This is a genomic window from Shewanella sp. LZH-2 (genome assembly GCF_016859145.1).
Classification (GTDB): Bacteria; Pseudomonadota; Gammaproteobacteria; order Enterobacterales; family Shewanellaceae; genus Shewanella; species Shewanella xiamenensis.
In genome coordinates this window covers 3,708,993-3,727,307 of sequence record NZ_CP069350.1, presented here as the reverse complement: position 1 = coordinate 3,727,307, position 18,315 = coordinate 3,708,993, and the positions used below count along the sequence as shown (strand labels likewise).

15 protein-coding genes are annotated in these 18,315 nt (G+C 45.7%); 11 read left to right on the top strand and 4 right to left on the bottom strand.

Annotated elements, in window-relative coordinates:
* Window positions 1–95: 95 nt before the first annotated feature.
* Window positions 96–1,247: a methionine adenosyltransferase gene (metK, locus tag JM642_RS16385; protein WP_037414745.1), complete on the bottom strand. Its 1,152-nt coding sequence runs from the start codon at window positions 1,245–1,247 to the stop codon at window positions 96–98.
* A 476-nt stretch (window positions 1,248–1,723) separates the two neighbouring features.
* On the opposite strand from metK, the gene tkt reads away from it, so the two are divergent.
* The 8 genes from tkt to JM642_RS16345 all read left to right on the top strand — a co-directional run bounded on the left by tkt (window position 1,724) and on the right by JM642_RS16345 (window position 11,475).
* Window positions 1,724–3,718 carry a transketolase gene (gene tkt, locus JM642_RS16380; RefSeq protein ID WP_203432163.1) on the top strand — a complete coding sequence of 665 codons (1,995 nt, stop codon included), beginning with the start codon at window positions 1,724–1,726 and terminating at the stop codon, window positions 3,716–3,718.
* Between the two features lie 128 nt (window positions 3,719–3,846).
* Window positions 3,847–4,863 (top strand): erythrose-4-phosphate dehydrogenase, encoded by a 1,017-nt coding sequence (gene epd, locus JM642_RS16375; RefSeq protein ID WP_203432162.1) that lies wholly within the window; start codon window positions 3,847–3,849, stop codon window positions 4,861–4,863.
* A gap of 132 nt (window positions 4,864–4,995) precedes the next feature.
* Window positions 4,996–6,171 carry a phosphoglycerate kinase gene (locus tag JM642_RS16370; RefSeq protein ID WP_047539863.1) on the top strand — a complete coding sequence of 392 codons (1,176 nt, stop codon included), beginning with the start codon at window positions 4,996–4,998 and terminating at the stop codon, window positions 6,169–6,171.
* A gap of 199 nt (window positions 6,172–6,370) precedes the next feature.
* Entirely contained in the window at window positions 6,371–7,438 is a 1,068-nt protein-coding gene (gene fba / locus JM642_RS16365; protein ID WP_011071213.1) for a class II fructose-bisphosphate aldolase, read from the top strand.
* 136 nt (window positions 7,439–7,574) lie between these two features.
* A complete protein-coding gene (locus tag JM642_RS16360) occupies window positions 7,575–8,312 on the top strand; it encodes a DUF481 domain-containing protein (protein ID WP_203432161.1) in 738 nt (245 codons plus the stop codon).
* Window positions 8,313–8,552: 240 nt separating this feature from the next.
* Entirely contained in the window at window positions 8,553–10,022 is a 1,470-nt protein-coding gene (gene nhaD / locus JM642_RS16355) for a sodium:proton antiporter NhaD (protein ID WP_047539845.1), read from the top strand.
* A 165-nt stretch (window positions 10,023–10,187) separates the two neighbouring features.
* On the top strand, window positions 10,188–10,934 hold the full coding sequence (locus JM642_RS16350) for a winged helix-turn-helix domain-containing protein (RefSeq protein ID WP_203432160.1): 747 nt from the start codon (window positions 10,188–10,190) through the stop codon (window positions 10,932–10,934).
* Between the two features lies 1 nt (window position 10,935).
* Window positions 10,936–11,475, top strand: coding sequence for a hypothetical protein (locus JM642_RS16345; RefSeq protein WP_172589495.1), 540 nt, complete (start codon window positions 10,936–10,938; stop codon window positions 11,473–11,475).
* Window positions 11,476–11,538: 63 nt separating this feature from the next.
* Here JM642_RS16345 and JM642_RS16340 read toward each other — a convergent pair whose 3' ends face one another.
* On the bottom strand, window positions 11,539–12,063 hold the full coding sequence (locus tag JM642_RS16340; protein WP_037430318.1) for a hypothetical protein: 525 nt from the start codon (window positions 12,061–12,063) through the stop codon (window positions 11,539–11,541).
* 10 nt (window positions 12,064–12,073) lie between these two features.
* Entirely contained in the window at window positions 12,074–12,895 is an 822-nt protein-coding gene (locus JM642_RS16335; protein ID WP_037414755.1) for a hypothetical protein, read from the bottom strand.
* A 443-nt stretch (window positions 12,896–13,338) separates the two neighbouring features.
* Here JM642_RS16335 and JM642_RS16330 point away from each other — a divergent pair, with 443 nt between their 5' ends.
* The 3 genes from JM642_RS16330 (at window position 13,339) to JM642_RS16320 (ending at window position 16,091) form a co-directional block, all read left to right on the top strand.
* The gene (locus tag JM642_RS16330) at window positions 13,339–14,082 is read left to right on the top strand and encodes a helix-turn-helix domain-containing protein (RefSeq protein WP_037414710.1); all 744 of its coding nucleotides are present in this window, start codon (window positions 13,339–13,341) and stop codon (window positions 14,080–14,082) included.
* Window positions 14,075–14,605, top strand: a complete 531-nt coding sequence (locus tag JM642_RS16325) for a hypothetical protein (RefSeq protein ID WP_037414709.1) — start codon at window positions 14,075–14,077, stop codon at window positions 14,603–14,605. The genes JM642_RS16330 and JM642_RS16325 overlap by 8 nt, the downstream gene beginning before the upstream one ends.
* An 85-nt stretch (window positions 14,606–14,690) precedes the next feature.
* The gene (locus JM642_RS16320; protein ID WP_069455325.1) at window positions 14,691–16,091 is read left to right on the top strand and encodes a hypothetical protein; all 1,401 of its coding nucleotides are present in this window, start codon (window positions 14,691–14,693) and stop codon (window positions 16,089–16,091) included.
* Here the strand turns inward: JM642_RS16320 and JM642_RS16315 are convergent.
* Window positions 16,072–18,309 carry a PAS domain-containing protein gene (locus JM642_RS16315; protein ID WP_172587376.1) on the bottom strand — a complete coding sequence of 746 codons (2,238 nt, stop codon included), beginning with the start codon at window positions 18,307–18,309 and terminating at the stop codon, window positions 16,072–16,074. The two genes, JM642_RS16320 and JM642_RS16315, sit on opposite strands and share 20 nt — an antisense overlap.
* Window positions 18,310–18,315 lie beyond the last annotated feature (6 nt).

Here is an 18,315-nt window from a genome sequence, read left to right as displayed (position 1 = left end):
TTTTAAAAAGTTAAAGGTTGTAACCTTTGTCATTGGTAACAAAAAACCGCCCTTAGGCGGTTTTTTTACAAGCGAAAGCATGGAGATAATGCAGATTATAGACCTGCATCGGCGCGCAGTGCGTCAGCTTTATCCGTCGCTTCCCATGGGAACTCGCTGCGGCCAAAGTGACCATAAGCGGCAGTCGCTTGATAAATTGGACGAGCTAAGTTCAACATTTCAGTTAGGCCGTATGGGCGCAGGTCGAAGTGTTGACGGACTAACTTGATTAAGACTTCTTCAGATACTTTACCCGTACCGAAAGTCTCAACACTGATAGAAGTCGGTTCAGCTACACCGATAGCGTAAGACACTTGGATCTCACAACGGTCTGCCAGACCCGCTGCTACGATGTTTTTCGCAACGTAACGGGCAGCGTAAGCAGCACTACGGTCTACTTTTGATGGGTCTTTACCAGAGAATGCACCACCACCGTGACGCGCCATACCGCCGTAGGTATCTACGATGATCTTACGACCGGTTAAACCACAGTCACCCATCGGGCCACCGATAACGAAACGGCCAGTTGGGTTGATGAAGTATTTAGTGTCCTTGCTCAGCCATTGTGCTGGCAGAACTGGTTTGATGATGGTTTCCATCACGCCTTCAATCAAATCCGCTTGGGCGATATCAGGGCTGTGTTGGGTAGACAGTACGATCGCATCGATACCAACAATCTTGTTGTCTTCGTAAGCGAAGGTCACTTGGCTTTTCGCATCTGGGCGTAGCCATGGCAGGGTGCCGTTTTTACGCACTTCTGATTGACGCTTCACTAATGCGTGGGCATAAGTAATAGGCGCTGGCATCAGAATGTCAGTTTCGTTGCTGGCATAACCAAACATTAACCCTTGGTCGCCGGCACCTTGCTCTTTTGGATCTGCGCGGTCGACACCTTGGTTGATGTCTGGAGACTGTTTACCAATCGCGTTTAATACGGCGCAAGAATCGGCATCGAAGCCCATATCAGAATGGATATAACCAATTTCACGAACCGTTTTACGGGTCAGCTCTTCAATATCAACCCAGGCAGAGGTGGTCACTTCGCCACCTACTAATACCATGCCAGTTTTGACATACGTTTCGCACGCGACACGTGCTTTAGGATCTTGGGCCAGAATCGCGTCTAGCACAGCATCAGAAATCTGATCTGCAATTTTATCGGGATGACCTTCTGAGACCGACTCAGAAGTAAACAAGTGCTTTGCCATAGTAGGAAAATCTCGTTGTTAGCAATCAAACGTGTAGAAGCATCTACATCTAGATGGCTATTTTAGTGGAATTTCATCGCCATGACACCCCCAAAGCTAAATATTTCTGTACTTAGTGAGGTAAATCTCAGCTTTAAAATTTGAACTAAAAAGCATGTTAGTCATTTAACTGATTGAAAATAATTAATTAAAAGTGTTTAAAATCCATCTGATTCCGTTAAGGATACGCGGCGGCATTTCCTCTTTTCCACCCAGACGAGCTTTGGGGGAAATTGTACAGAGTATTGTCATAGCGACTTAAACTACGAATCATTGGCTTGAATAGTTCATCCTTAAGCCATTTTTTATCGCAAAAAGTTCTATTGGCGATGGTAAGGCGAGATTGTGATGAATTTTCGTTTGCGTCGCTTCGCTATGTAGGGGAAAATATGCGTCCAAATTGCCCGCTAGACCCCACAAATTAAGCAGGAGAGAGCATGTCTTCCCGTAAAGTACTCGCCAACGCAATCCGTGCGTTAAGTATGGATGCAGTTCAAAAAGCAAACTCAGGCCACCCAGGCGCCCCAATGGGCATGGCAGATATTGCTGAAGTGCTGTGGAATGATTTCCTTAAGCACAACCCGAACAATCCGAAATGGGTAGATAGAGACCGCTTTATCCTCTCTAATGGTCACGGCTCTATGCTGATCTACTCTTTATTACACCTCACTGGCTACGATCTGCCAATGGATGAACTGAAGCAATTCCGCCAGTTACATTCTAAAACCCCAGGTCACCCAGAATATGGTTACACCCCAGGTGTTGAAACCACCACGGGTCCATTAGGTGCGGGGATCAGCAACGCTGTGGGTATGGCGATTGCAGAAAAAACCTTAGCGGCACAGTTTAACCGTGAAGGTCACGAGATTGTTGACCACTACACTTACTGCTTCCTCGGCGATGGCTGCTTGATGGAAGGTATTTCCCACGAAGCGTGTTCTCTGGCTGGTACCTTAGGCCTAGGCAAACTGATCGCATTTTGGGATGACAACGGCATCTCTATCGACGGTCATGTTGAAGGCTGGTTTACCGATGACACGCCAAAACGTTTCGAATCATACGGCTGGCATGTGATTGCTAACGTAGATGGTCACGATAGCGATGCGATTCGCGCTGCTATCGAAGCGGCTAAAGCGGTCACCGACAAACCAACCATGATCTGCTGCAAAACCATTATCGGTTTTGGTTCGCCAAACAAATCTGGCAGCCACGATTGCCACGGCGCGCCATTAGGTGATGCGGAAATCGCCGCGGCCCGTGAATTCTTAGGCTGGCCACATGCGCCATTCGAAATCCCTGCCGATGTATACGCTGGTTGGGATGCTAAAGAAGTGGGGGCAGCCCGTGAAGCGGCATGGAACGAAAAATTCGCCGCTTACGCTAAAGCTTACCCAGAACTGGCAGCAGAATATGAGCGCCGTGTACTGAAAGGCGAATTACCAGCCGATTTCGAAGAAAAAGCACAAGCCTTTATCCAAGAATGCCAAGCCAAAGGCGAAGGTATTGCGAGCCGTAAAGCATCACAAAACGCGATTGCAGCCTTTGGCGCTATACTGCCTGAACTGTTAGGCGGTTCAGCAGACTTAGCGGGTTCTAACCTCACCTTGTGGGCAGGTTCTAAAGGGATTCAAGACGATCCAGCGGGTAACTACGTGTACTACGGTGTGCGTGAATTCGGTATGAGCGGCATCATGAACGGTGTGTCTCTGCACGGTGGTTTTATCAACTACGGCGCGACGTTCATGATGTTCATGGAATACGCACGCAACGCTGTACGTATGTCTGCACTGATGGGAATTCAAAACATCTTCGTTTACACCCATGACTCTATCGGTCAAGGTGAAGACGGCCCAACTCACCAACCCGTTGAGCAATTAGCTAACCTGCGTATGACGCCAAACATGGCCGTATGGCGCCCATGTGACGCGGCTGAAACCGCAGTAGCGTGGAAAGCGGCTATCGAACGTCGCCATGCTCCAACATCACTGATCTTCAGCCGTCAAAACCTGAAGGCTCAAGCACGTACTGCTGAGCAATTAGCCAATGTGGCAAAAGGCGCTTACGTACTGCAAGACTGTGCAGGTACACCTGAGTACATTCTGATCGCTACTGGTAGTGAAGTGCAATTGGCGGTAGAAGCTGCTGCGGCCCTGACTGAACAAGGCAAACAAGTTCGCGTTGTTTCAATGCCATCAAACACTGAGTTTGATAAGCAAGATGCTGCTTACAAAGAATCTGTACTGCCAAAAGCCGTGACTAAACGTATTGCTATCGAAGCGGCCCATACTGACTTCTGGTACAAGTATGTTGGTTTCGAAGGCACAGTTGTGGGCATGACTACTTTTGGTGAGTCTGCGCCAGGCAACGTGCTGCTGAAGCACTTCGGTTTCACCGTTGAAAATGTGCTGAACGCTGCAAAATCACTAGGCTAATTGTTTAGGTGATGGGATTACCGACAAAAGGTTAAACTTTTGAAAGGTTAATCTGTATAATGCGGCCTGCAATCGTTTGCAGGCCGTTTTTGTATATGCAGTATTGTTAAGAGGAAATAAAGACCTCAATGATCCGAGTCGCAATCAATGGTTATGGTCGTATTGGCCGCTCAATCCTTCGCGCTTTATATGAGTCCGGAAAACGCCAGCAAATCCAAATTGTCGCAATCAATGAGTTGGCTAAGCCTGAAGCCATTGTCCATTTGACCCAGTACGATACTACCCACGGTCGATTTCAGCCCAGAGTCAAATTAGTCGATGATCAGATGCTGATCGGCGATGACGTCATCAAAATTCTCCATGAACCTGATCCAGCCAAGCTACCTTGGCGCGAGATGGACATCGATATTGTCTATGAAGCGACAGGTGCCATTTTAGATCGCCAAAGCTGCGAGGCCCATATCCACGCAGGTGCCAAACAAGTCTTAATCAGTCATCCTTCATCGGCCGATGTCGACGGCACAATCGTTTATGGTGTGAATCAAGACTTACTGCGCGCCGAGCATACAGTGGTCTCCAATGCCTCTTGTACCACCAACTGTATCGTGCCTGTGATTGATGTACTCGATAAACACTTTGGCGTGAAAAGTGGCGCGATTACCACCATTCATTCGGCGATGAACGATCAGCAAGTGATTGATGCCTATCATGATGACTTACGCCGCACCCGAGCGGCTGGGCAGTCGATTATTCCCGTCGATACTAAACTTGCCCGCGGTATTGAGCGGATTTTGCCGCACATGAAGGACAAATTTGAGGCGATTTCAGTGCGCGTTCCCACGATCAACGTAACCGCCATCGATCTTTCGGTAACATTAGATAAAACAGTGGATATTGCGACCGTCAATCAAGTGTTAGAATTGGCCGCCAATGGACGATTTAACGGCATCTTAGGCTATACTGACGAGCCGTTGGTATCCTGTGATTTTAACCATGATCCACGCTCCAGTATTGTTGATGGCACCCAGACTCGAGTGAGCGCAGGGCAGTTGGTTAAACTGTTACTGTGGTGCGATAACGAGTGGGGCTTTGCCAATCGCATGTTAGATACCAGTTTGGCGATGATTGCAGCTAAACAAAGCTGAAGATAAGAATTGATACCAATGGGTTAAAGCGTAGTGGCCAATTCGACGGGATGTCGAGTGCCGAATCGCCATCTACACTAACCGATTGATGAAAAACCAGTTTGTTTTTTGATTATAAAAGGAAGCGTTACCATGGCAATTATCAATATGTCAGATTTAGATCTCCAAGGTAAGCGAGTGCTTATTCGTGAAGATCTCAATGTGCCTGTCAGCAACGGCGTCGTCACCAGTGATGCACGTCTGCGTGCCTCACTCCCTACTATCGAGTTAGCCCTTGCTAAAGGCGCGGCGGTAATGGTGATGTCTCACTTAGGTCGTCCAACCGAAGGTGAGTACAACAGTGAATTCTCCATGCAACCTGTAGTCGATTACTTGGCCAAAGCCCTGTCTTGCACCGTCCGTTTAGCGACCGACTATTTAGACGGCGTTGAAGTTGCGGTAGGCGAAGTGGTTGTGTTTGAAAACGTTCGCTTTAACAAAGGCGAGAAGAAAAACGATGAAGTGCTGTCAAAGAAAATGGCAGCCTTATGTGATGTGTATGTGATGGATGCTTTTGGCACGGCTCACCGCGCAGAAGCCTCAACCAATGGCGTTGGTTTATACGCGCCAATCGCCTGTGCTGGTCCATTACTGGCCCAAGAGTTAGATGCTTTAGGTAAGGCGTTAGATAATCCAGCGCGTCCATTAGTGGCAATTGTTGGCGGCTCTAAAGTGTCAACTAAGCTGACTGTGCTAGAAAGTTTATCCGGTATTGTGGATCAATTAGTGGTTGGCGGTGGTATCGCCAATACCTTTATCGCTGCGGCGGGCCACAATGTAGGTAAATCCTTATACGAAGCGGATTTAATTGATGAAGCTAAGCGCTTAGTGGCGAACGCCCAAAGCCGCGGTGGCGACATTCCTGTGCCTACTGATGTGGTTGTTGCGGGTGAGTTTAGCCCTACAGCTGCTGCGACCTTAAAAGCGGTCAATGAAGTAGGCGATAGCGACATGATTTTCGACATCGGTCCCGACAGCGCCGAAGCCTTAGCGAAAATCATTGAGTCTGCTGGCACTATCGTATGGAACGGCCCTGTGGGCGTGTTCGAGTTCGACCAATTCGGTGAAGGCACTAAGCGTATCGCGCAAGCTATCGCTGATTCTAAAGCCTTCTCTATCGCTGGCGGTGGTGACACCTTAGCGGCGGTCGATAAATACGGTATCGCCGATAAAGTCTCTTACATCTCTACTGGTGGTGGTGCTTTCCTCGAGTTCCTCGAAGGTAAAGAGTTACCCGCTGTAGCTATGTTGAAAAAACGCGGTGCCTAACATTGAGTTAGGTATTGCGCTGTCGCGGCACTGCGCCGCGACAGCACAAAAAATGATAAAAAATTATAAAAAAAACCGCTCCTTCTCTAAAGGGATTTACACATCACTAGAGCGATTGAGCATAAAAATCCATCCAAACGATAGCGACCTCGGTGACCCAGCGTTAATGTGAAGTCACCCTATTATTGGAGTTAAAAAAATGGCGTTAATTTCCCTACGACAACTACTCGATCACGCGGCAGAACATGGATACGGTGTGCCAGCGTTCAACGTAAACAACCTTGAGCAAATGCGCGCCATCATGCAGGCCGCAGAAGCCACCGACAGCCCTGTTATCGTGCAAGCCTCTGCGGGTGCGCGTAAATATGCGCGTCCACAATTCTTAAAATACCTGATGACGGCTGCACTTGAGCAGTATCCCGATATCCCAGTTTGTATCCACCAAGACCATGGTACTGACCCTGATATTTGTCAGCGTTCTATCCAATTAGGTATGTCATCAGTAATGATGGACGGCTCATTAATGGCCGACGGTAAAACCCCAGCGTCTTACGAGTACAACGTTGATGTGACTCGCAGAACTGTTGCATTCGCCCACGCGTGTGGTGTGTCTGTCGAGGGCGAAATCGGTTGTTTAGGCAGCTTAGAAACCGGTACTGCCGGTGAAGAAGACGGTGTGGGCGCTGAAGGCGTATTAAGCCACGACCAACTGCTGACCAGCCCAGAAGAAGCGGCACGCTTCGTTGCTGATACCCATGTTGACGCGCTTGCGATTGCAATTGGTACCAGCCACGGTGCATACAAGTTCAGCCGTAAACCAACTGGCGATGTTCTGCGTATCGACCGCATCAAAGAAATCCATGCCCGCATTCCTAACACTCACTTAGTTATGCACGGTTCATCTTCAGTGCCACAAGAATGGCTTAAGATCATCAACCAATACGGTGGTCAAATTCCTGAAACTTACGGCGTGCCATTAGAAGAAATCGTTGAAGGTATCAAACACGGCGTGCGTAAAGTGAACATCGATACTGACCTGCGTTTAGCCTCTACCGGTGCGGTACGTAAATACTTAGCCGAACATCCAAGCGAGTTCGACCCACGTAAGTTCCTGAAAGCCTCTATGGAAGCGATGGCAGACATCTGTACCGTTCGCTACGAAGCCTTTGGTTGTGCGGGTCAAGCTTCTAAGATTAAGCCTTTGTCTTTACAAGCAATGTACAAAGCGTATCAATCAGGTGCCTTAGATCCTAAGATCAATCTGTAAGCTTTAAATCACTTTTCAAAGCCCGCTGATTAGCGGGCTTTTTTATGCAAAAAATCGATGAATTTTTATTTTTCAATCGTAAATGTTAGTATTACGCAGATTTTTAGGGGATTAAACGGAACAGGAACGGATAAACATGAAGAAAGTACTGACCGCTGCACTATTGATGACGGCGCCATTTATGGCGAATGCGGGAGCCGATTTTGTTAAAGGCGATAAAACATTCGCGGGCGAAGCCGAGCTAGGTGCAACCTTAACCACAGGCAACACAGATACCTCATCTTACAAAGGTCGCTTAAACTTCAAACACGAATTAGGTGATTGGGAAAACCAATATCTTTTAGAAGGCTTATATAAAGAAGATACGGGTGCTGTGACCGCTAAGCGTTATTTAGCAGGGTTGCAAGGCAACTATAGGATGAATGACACTAGTTATTGGTTTGCCAATGCCAATTACGAAGTTGACCCTTTTACCGGTTATGACTACACCCTCTCGGGTGCAACGGGTTATGGTCATAGACTTTTGGACACCAGCAAAACTTTCTTAGATGTTGAAATCGGTCCCGGTTACATTTACCAGCGCCTTGATTCAGAGCAAGCCTTGCTAGAAGGCACTGATTCGAATGACAGTGTGGTTGCCCACGGTGTGATTAACTTCGAAACTGAAATCACTGAGACCTCAAAGTTCCAGCAACGTTTTGTGGCCGACTATGGTGACAAATTAGACGCGCGCTCTGAAACTTCACTCACTGCCAATATTATTGGCGCCTTGGCGATGAAGTTTGCCATTATCGTGCGTTATAACAGTGAGCCACTGGACGATAAAAAGAGCACCGATACTGAAACCAATATGACCTTGCTCTATTCGTTCTAATCAATGTGATTGATATCAACATAAAAGCACCGAGAGGTGCTTTTTTATTGGCTGTTTTTAGACTAACTTGAAACAAAGTTAGTTAAATCTTTATTAGTTTCGTCTGTAGTTATACAAAAATTAATGTTCTAAGTGCCTTTGGTTATCGGGAAATGCATAGAAAGTTGCGTTTTATCAAAATTTACAGAACCCGAGCTATGGTAATTTGCGAACTGATTTCCCTTGCAGAGATGAATTTAGATGAAATTACAGCGGTGGTTTAGAAACAGTGGAATGGCATTATTTAGCCTATTCTGTGTTGCAATATTGAGCGGATTCTCACCAGCAGTTTGGGCAATGACCGAAGGAACAGAACGGCTCGATTTAACCGCTGCATCAGTGGGGTATATTGCCGTATGCGTCTTCGTACTTGCCTATATTTTGGTGATGGCCGAAGAGGCGCTGCACCTGCGTAAATCCAAACCCGTATTGGTCGCAGCCGGCATTATTTGGGGCATGATAGGTTTTGTGTATGTGCAAAATGGTATGTCAGAGGTCTCTGAAGCAGCTTTTAAGCATAATTTATTGGAATATGCTGAGTTATTACTCTTCCTATTGGTAGCGATGACCTATATCAATGCCATGGAAGAACGTAATTTATTCGATGCCATTCGCGGTTGGTTAGTGGGACGTGGTTTTAGCTTACGAACCGTTTTTTGGTTGACAGGCTTTATGGCTTTCTTTATTTCGCCCGTGGCTGATAATTTAACCACCGCATTATTAATGTGCGCTGTGGTCATGAAAGTTGGCGCTGGACAGCGAAAATTTATTACCCTCGCTTGTATCAATATCGTGGTGGCGGCCAATGCGGGCGGCGCATTTAGTCCATTTGGTGATATCACGACCCTGATGGTATGGCAAAAAGGGTTAGTGCACTTTGCCGATTTTTTCCATCTATTTATTCCTGCATTAGTCAACTTTGTCGTGCCAGCGGCAATTATGAGTATATTTATTCCGCATTATATCCCTGAGCCTGAAAAAGAGCAGGTTTACACTAAACCTGGCGCTAAACGTATTGTGGCGCTCTTCCTACTGACGATTGCTACTGCAGTATGTGCTCACTCTTTCCTTGGTATGCCACCAGTACTGGGGATGATGACAGGTCTTGGCTTCTTGCAATTCTTTGGTTATTACCTGCGTAAAACCTTTGATCGCTCCGTTGCTCGTGAACGAGCAAAGGCGGAGTTACGTCAGGATAAACAGCGTCTTCAACAGTTAGGTAGTGTCGTGCCGTTCGATGTGTTTAATCGGATCTCCCGTGCTGAGTGGGATACATTGCTGTTTTTCTACGGGGTAGTGTTATGCGTAGGTGGTCTTGGTTTTATGGGGTATTTAAGTCTCGTTTCTGAGGCCTTGTATTCCCATTGGGATGCGACCTTTGCCAACGTAGCCATCGGTTTGTTGTCTTCAGTCGTGGATAATATTCCGGTGATGTTTGCGGTGTTGACTATGAATCCAGATATGGCCTTAGGTCAGTGGTTACTGGTGACGTTAACCGCAGGGGTGGGTGGCAGTTTATTGTCCATCGGCAGTGCGGCAGGGGTAGCATTAATGGGTCAGGCAAGGGGGATTTACACCTTCGGATCACATTTACGTTGGACTCCTGTCATTGCGTTGGGATATGTGGCGAGTATTTTAGTACATATGTGGCTCAATGCTGCAATGTTCTAAAAACAAATGAAACATAATGTATCTTCGTTTATTTTTAGCATTAAATTTTTTATTGATGTAATTCACAGATTATTCATCTGATGGGAGTAGATGTCCTCAGATTACTGCGTTATTAAAGTTCAAATTGTATACTCGGCTTCAAGTTAAGTAATGCTAGGAGCCGAGATGCAAATTGGTGATTGTTGGTTTGATGCCCAAGAACATTTGTTAGTCGATGCCTCTGGCTGTCGCTGGATACTGAGTAGCGATGAATATCAAGTACTGAGTGTATTGGCTAAGCATCGAGGTAAGGTGGTTTCCCGCTTTGAATTAACGCAGTTATTGTCATCCTATGTTAAGGGTGCCCGTCGGTGTGATGATGCTCTCGATGATGTTATCAAGCGGTTGCGTTCTATATTAGGAAAAAAGCCATATTCTTTACTCGATACGGTACGGGGTGAGGGGTTTATTTTATATCCTTCATCAGTGTCGATTAATCATAAGCTGCTTGACTCCCCAACATATCAAATCAATCCGCTACAGTTCGCACTGATCATACTTGTGACCCTAATAGCCCTATGTGGGATTGGGGCTCATATTAGCCATCCAACGCAAATTGCACCAAATTATAGCCAGCAGATCCAGAAGCCAAATGGTTTGGCGTCAGAGGTTAAGTTCTACACTGGGCAATACTACTGTACGGAGATGAAGTCCCTCGTCGAACAAATGATGGGGCAAATTGAAGCGTGTGCCGTGTTTCCTTGGCAATCTGTGGCGGCGAATATTTCTATTGATCGCAAGTTAATCAGCTTTATTTTACGGGATAACCGTGAGAATGGGCTTAAGTTTCAGACGATAAAATTAATGTCTGACAATTTTATGAGTGATACTTCGCAACCTGATTGGTTAACACTTGCGGGGATATGTAGCTAAGATGGCATCCAGCATTTTTGCGTTAAGCCGTTTAAAACCATGGCAACTCCTGTTAATCATTATGCTCGGATTGGGGGGGCTGCTATATGGATATGGGCAGAGTGTTAGCCATAAAAGTTTACACTTAGATTGTCATGCTCAGTTATTCCAGCCACCTTTTTCCGATGCATCTTCGTCATTATTGCGCCATTCTTTATCGCTTTCGGTCCAAGTGCAGGGGCAAAAGGCGGCTTTAGATTATAGTTATGGCATTGATAATAAGGAGCTTGCGTCCATCAACTATTCTGGTGAGGTTAAACATTTTGACATTGGCACTATGACCTATCAATTTGATTTAGCTCAAGCGAATATCAAAATGGATCTGCTGCAAACAGAGCTCCCTGAGCCGATTCGAGAAGATGTGCAACGCTCAAGGGCTGCTTTAATCGCGCTGGGAACCATGAGCTTTAATATGCAGATTGTGGATATTAATCGTATTGATGACTATACCCTGATTAAATTTATGCCCAGTGGTAATTTATGGGCGTGTAGTAGTCGCTAATAACAAAATAGGCATCCAAACCTAGAGGTGGATGCCTATTTGATTAGGAGTCGATGAAAAGGATTACAACGGAACGACTGGAACTAAGGTCAGTTCATTATTGGCTTTGGTACCATAAATTTGAATCGCGACTTTAATTTGCGCCACGGCGCCACTTGGGTCCTGTTGCTGCCAATCAAGTCCTGCTATTTCAAACTGATATTGACCATTTTTTACCTCGGTTAATTTACCGCTGCATTCACCTTTGCTTTGGCAACGATAGCTTTGAGTGACATGCCAACGTTTCCATGCTTTAGCATTTGACGACGATTTATTCTTGTCAGGAAAGCCAAAATAGTAAATATCGTAGTTTTTAGCCGCAGTGATTGCCGCTTGTGACGCATCAGCCAATGTAAATAACAACGTGCCGGTATTGGGATCAAATTGCTTTACTGCCAGATTAATTTGCGTCGCCTCGTCAATACTCACGGTTTTTTCGACGGGCGGAGGTGGTGGCGGAGGTGTGATTTCCTCTGACTTGTTATCGTCACTACCACAGCCAGCAAGGGTAAACGAAGCTAGGGTTAACGCAAGTAATGGGTATTTCATCACTGCCTCCTTAATTAAAATGTCCAGTGTGGCAAGTGGTACATTCCATATCCGTTTTAACGCTTGCTGCCGAGCCTAATGTTCCTGTGCTGCCATGACAAACTTGGCAATCCTGAGCCTCAAGTGAAGGTTTGCTACCTGGTAAGGCTCCGATATTCTCTCCTTGATGGGCACGGTTTAGCAGTTCGACCAGGTAATACGCCATGGAAGCTGATAGGCGATAACAGCGTTCACCTTTTTTAGCAAAGGGTAGGCCTGATGCCCTAGACCAGTTACTAATAGAAGAGTGGCACAATACGCTCATGGCTTTTGATGAACTACCAACCAGAGCTGTTTTTTCTGCGGTTGAGCCTATGCCTGCAATAAATTCAGGGGAAGATAAAGGTAACGTTGTATTTTCATAATAACGGAATGTGTTAGCAATCACGGCGCTGTTCTGACCATTAATATCATCTAAGATATTGACTAACATACCGATAGCGTTGAGGTTACCACATAAGGTACCTTGGCCTGTGACCCCTGCAAAACCATAACCAGCAAGCGCGGTTGGGATAGTTTTAAACTTATCAGCATCGGCACTATTAGATTGCGCTAGCATAGTGACGACAGAGTGAAAGACTTGGTGCATACAGCCACCACCTGTCTCGTAGGCGAGTTTAGCGGTTGCCATGGGGTCTAGTGGTGCGTATTTGAGTTTTTCGCCGAGTGCTAATTGATATTGACCGTCGGCATTGGTCGCCGCAAAGGCTGACGTACCCATTAATGTTGCGCCCGCTGCCGCTGTGCTGATACCGATAATACGAGTTAATGCTTGGCGTCGATTAATGCTCATCATAAATTCCTCTTTAGTAATTGCTTTTATTTATCAATCAGAAAACTGGTTTGATGAAAGCCATTCTAGGGAGCTAAAAGATAAATAATGTGATTTGCCAGAGAGGATATTTCCCTTATTAGTGAAGAAGGTGTCGTTGAATTTTTAATTGCTTTATAAGGTTGAATTTTGGGTAATAATTCGCTTTTTTAGATTGTAATTTGTGCCGACACACATAATTTGTGATATTTATGTAAATTTGTAAGCATTTATCAGCCAACGCTATTGTTTGCAAATACCATTTACATCTGTGAACTAAAGCAGATTTTTATTTTATACACCCAACCTGCGGCTTATCTCACGAAATGTAATTATTTGCCGCCTTGGGTTAACAGGATCACAGTAATCATTAGAAGCCTTGCATAGACTTAATTCCATGATTTTATAGGCTTGGGGTTTTCTTTATGCAAGTGGGGAGCTGTTGGTTTGACAAAGAGCGTGGTTTGCTCGTCGAACAAGCTCGGAATGAATCTTGGCACCTTCCTCGTGCTGAGTTACAGGTGTTGACCTTATTGGTTGAACATCAAGGTAAACTGGTCTCAAAGCATGAGCTTAAGACTGGTGATGGTGAGCACCCACCGCTAACAGATACTTCACTCGCTCGCGCAGTATTTATGATCCGCTCGTTTCTTGGTCCGCAGTATGAAGGGCTGATTGAAACCGTCAAAGGCCAAGGTTATTTGCTACACAATACCCAAGGGCAGCGGTTAAAAAGCTTTCATTATCCTCGATTACAGTCACTACCTTGGTGGAGTGCGCTACTGGTTTTTGGTTTTATGCTAGCGATTTCGGGTTTTTATCTTAGCCGAATTGATCATAGTGTGCCGACTGAACCCTTGTTATCGACAGAACTTCCTTTGGCATCAGGACAACATATTCGCTTGCACCTTTACGCTAATTCTAAAACGAACAATACCATATTGTTTGAGTTAGGCGATCGATTGGGCCAGGGACTAAGCCGCTGCGGACAGAGTGATTGGTCCGAGGTTTATTCTTCTCTTTCACATGATAAACAAGTGCTTAACATTACTTTGCGCGGCCATAAGCTCGGGCAGTCCGTTATTCGAAACTTAAAGATAAGTGATTTTAGACGCCCTAAAGAGTTTATTGATGCACAGTGGCTACAGGAGATTGGGATCTGTGGCTAAGTGGCTAAAGTGGACGATAAATCTCACGATTCTCACTGCGCTGATTGTGGCTTGCGGGGTGATTTATCTGCAATCAGTCTCAAATAAGGCGGTGATCCTCAATTGCAGCTCCGAACTTTTTGATCGTCATGCTCAACGGGTTGAAGATGGTAAATACTATCTCTTAGTCGATGTACTGATCTCTGCGGGCAATGCACAGATTAATTATCGATATTTTAACCTCGATGGCTCCAGTGCAGGCACCATTCTGATGCAGGGCGAAGTGCAAAATATGGAACTCAATCGTATGGCCTACAACGTGTCGGTTAAGACCAAGACAGAATCTGAGGAGGTCGATAAAAAACATTGGCCAGAGCATATGAAGTATCTGTCTTATATTAGTAGCTTACATTTTAGTGAGTCAGGCAGACATAACCTTAGCATTGAGGTGCTTGATAGTGACCCAGACCAAGACTACGCCGTGGTATTGTTTCAGCCCAGTAATACGGTTTGTGGTTGTCGAATCGTCAATAGCCGAATTTAATCAGTGAATTTAGCGCGCTTTCGGTTTAGATTGTATTTTCGATGGTGTTAATGCTGATTCTTTGGCTCCAATCATTAAGGTTTTTGTGTTTAAGATACGTGTCAAACAAGAAGAATCCCTGTCGATTAAGTTCAGCCACCAGATGGAAAAGGGCGATAATCGTCAGCTTGACCTCTATTTCTTTTTACCTAAGGAAATGGGCATAGGTGCGCACACCTTAAACGAAGAAGAATATTATCATAGCGCCATTGTTGGCCGCCGTTCTTACTATTCCGAAGGTTTGCATTTACCGCTCGTACAAGGCCGTTTTGCCAGTATGAATCGCCGCACTGTGGAAGAGTTTAGGCTGTACTTAAACTTGTTTGCCTACCAATTTGCGGTAGCGGTTGAAAACGATGTCAAAGAGCTCAATCGGATTGCTGATGTTGAGCATTTTTATCTCGCGCTCGATGAGTTGTGTGAACAGATAACCCAATTGCTGAAAAAGTTTCGCCGTAATGAACCAGGCGATGCTAAATGGAAATCCTATTTTGAAAATGCGGATAACTATCTGTCTTGGTTTTGTGAGCAGCAACTGCTAAAAGTATTAGCCCACGCTACCCGTACCAGCGACTTTTCCGACATTCAAGAGCGAGTGTTGACTCTTTGTCGAAATGAATCAGCCTATCGTGATGCCAATAACTATAACTCGGCACAGACAAAACAAGATCCTAATCGAATTTCGAATAAGATGCTGTTATTACGGCGTTTGATTCAGCAAGGGGTCGTACTTAAAGAAGAGTTAAAACCGCTGGGGATCGGCCTTAAAAAGTTCACAACGGGGCTTGCCACGGCATTAGTGATGTTGGTGGTGTCGGCGCTGATTATTGAGGCACAGGGCGTTTTTAGCGGTTTTACTATTGCCCTCGTATTGACCTTAGCGGTGATATACGGATTTAGGGAAATCTTTAAGGACGATGTGCGTAATGCTCTTTGGCGCTTTATTCAGCGTGGTCGGCCGCGGTGGAGCCGTATCTTAAGGGATACCACTAGCCAGGCTGTTATTGCTAAACAATTGGTGTGGTTGGAGTTTATGCGACCACAGGATTTACCCGAAAAGGTAAATGAAATCCTAAAACACCGACATAGCCAGAACAAAGTCGATGCCGAGATCCTCCATTACAAAATTGCGACTCGGGTAAACCAAGGCGAGTTTCAGGCGGGCTATTCAACAATTCAAGAGCAAGTCAACTTTAGTTTTGTGCCGTTTGCCCGCTACTTAGAGCGGGGCAAAGCCAAGATTTACAAGGAGCTTGAGGGCAAAATCAGCCATGAGTCGGTCGAGCGTCGTTACCAGGTTAATCTGATTTTAGTGCTACGTGATGGCCGTGAAGAACCGGAATATGCCCGCTATAAAATCACGATGAACCGCTCTGCGATTATCGAAATCACCCAAAGCCAACTGCCAGATTCTTTTAATCCGCCCGTTAAGACGGATGGCGAGTAAAAGCCTGGCCGATATTCTGGTCGTTATTCTGTTTTGCCCGTTTGAGTGCAACCTCGGCATTGCTGAGGTATTGCTCCAGACTTTGTCCTTCTTGATAGCTAGCTATGCCAATGCTGATCCCTTCACCTAAACCGTTGCTGTTAAGCTTTTCTATGGTATTAAGGGCAAAGTGATGTGCCGCTGTTGCATCAGTATCTGGAAGTAATAACAACAGCTTACCCAGTTGCCAATGGAGTATTTGATAGTGGGTTGGTATCTCAAGTAATAGCTGAATTTCCACTTCTTGCTGGCGATTTTCGAGTTGATCGATATCGCTCATGTGGCTCAGTAATCCCTCTGGATTAATGTCCATCACGAGTAGACTCGAGTGGTTGCGGCTTTGGGGCGAAAGTGAAGCAAAATAGCGTTCTAAATCTGACAGGTGCTGCAAAATCGTGCTGCGATGTGGCACAAAACTGCGGGGTTCTGCGCCACGTTGGCCATCGACAGCTTGTTCTAAGGTACAGATGATGTAATCAATCTCACCGTCAGTCGCGACATGCCCCTTGAGGGTGGCCTGTAAACAATTGGAGTGACGTAGATTGGGTGAGCAAAGGATCTGGCCTTGCCATTGGCCTTGCATGCTGATTTGGGCAGTGATCCGTTGCCATTGATTACCTAAATCGTTAGACAGCAATGACGCTAAATCATGATTCAGATCGCCGTTGAGTTGCATGAGTTGATCAAATACGGGGTTAATTTTTATCAACTTACCATTGGCATCCGTCAGTGCGGTCGCCACCGTGGTATCACACAACAGCTCACTTAAGAATGCCTGGTTCTGACTGTTAATAATGGCGCTGATATCTTCAAGCGTGATCAACATATGGGGTAAACCTCGCCCTAATCGCGGGGCTTGTCGTACGTTGACTCTTAGTGTTGAACCCGTTTCATTGTCGAGCGACAAGTGACCAGACCATTCTCCCAATCGGTGCACTTGTTCGAGGATTTGCGTGTGCGTTAGATCATCGAGATTTAAGGCACGTTGCAGACTTCGATCGGTTAGTTCATCTTGGGGAACTCGAGTCGCTTCGGCCGCTTTAGGGTTGGCACTGATAATGCGCGCCTGTTCATTGGCTAATATAAAGCCTATTTCACTGTTAAACAGTGAGTTTGCAACGTCAATGCTGTATTGGCGTGAGCGATACTGTAACCGATACATGTGGCTAAGTAGAATGACCCAAGCGGCCAGTAACGTCAGAACTAAAGAAGCGACGATAACGATGTTCTGCCACTGCGAAAACTTTGAGGCAATATCGTCGTTACGGATATAAGAGAGTAAAAAATATTCCCGGCGCAGCTCGGGTTGGTTAGTGAGTTCAACTTTAAGGTAAACAAACGTCGCATCTTCACCGTGAAACTGGCCAAAGTTGCTCATCGACATTTCGCGCCATAGTGCCGGATAACTTTGGCGTAAACTCGCGCCTAAGGTATCAGGAATATGGGTTAACGGTGCAAGATCGCTTACCCCTGCATAGAGTAATCCTTGGGTATCCAGTACTAACATGGGGGATTTATTGCTTGAGAAAGCAGGTTTTATCGCCTCTAACATCTGTACCATTGAATTGTAGGTAACGAGATAACCTAAAGAGCTTTGATCGGGTTTTTCTAACCAGGTCATTTGATACATGTAGGGTTCGAGCATGCCATTGAGTGGCACAAACTCTAAAGGTGAGGTGAACACTTCTTTTCCACCTAAATTACGGCTAGAACCAAGAAGGGTTGCCGGAAGTGCATCCTGACTAAAGTTAGCCGGTGTTGCAAATTTATAATTTCCCTGAGGGTCGAAGAGGGCAATCCCTAGTAGTTCTGGAATATGCTCAACGAGTTCTTGCCAACTTGCCTGTAATTTTTGCTCTGCTGCAGGAGTTGGATTTTTAAGATATTGATTGAGTAGTTCATCCTTGGCGAACAACTGAGTGCGAAACTGCTGAAAGGCAACCTTATCTGTGATCAGCGTGCCTATTGTTTGTAATTCGCTATATCTTTGAGTTGCCCATTCTTCCTGTAACCTACGCTCACCTAAGGTAATGATTAAATTAGTTAAGATGATCATACCTATCACAAGCATCGATAACTGACTCGCAACAGCCAACAGGCGTTGGTGAGACCAATGCAGCCCTTGGGTCAATGAAAGTAATGGTGCGAGTGGATGTAGGCTTGGTTTGTTCTTCAGCATGGGCCG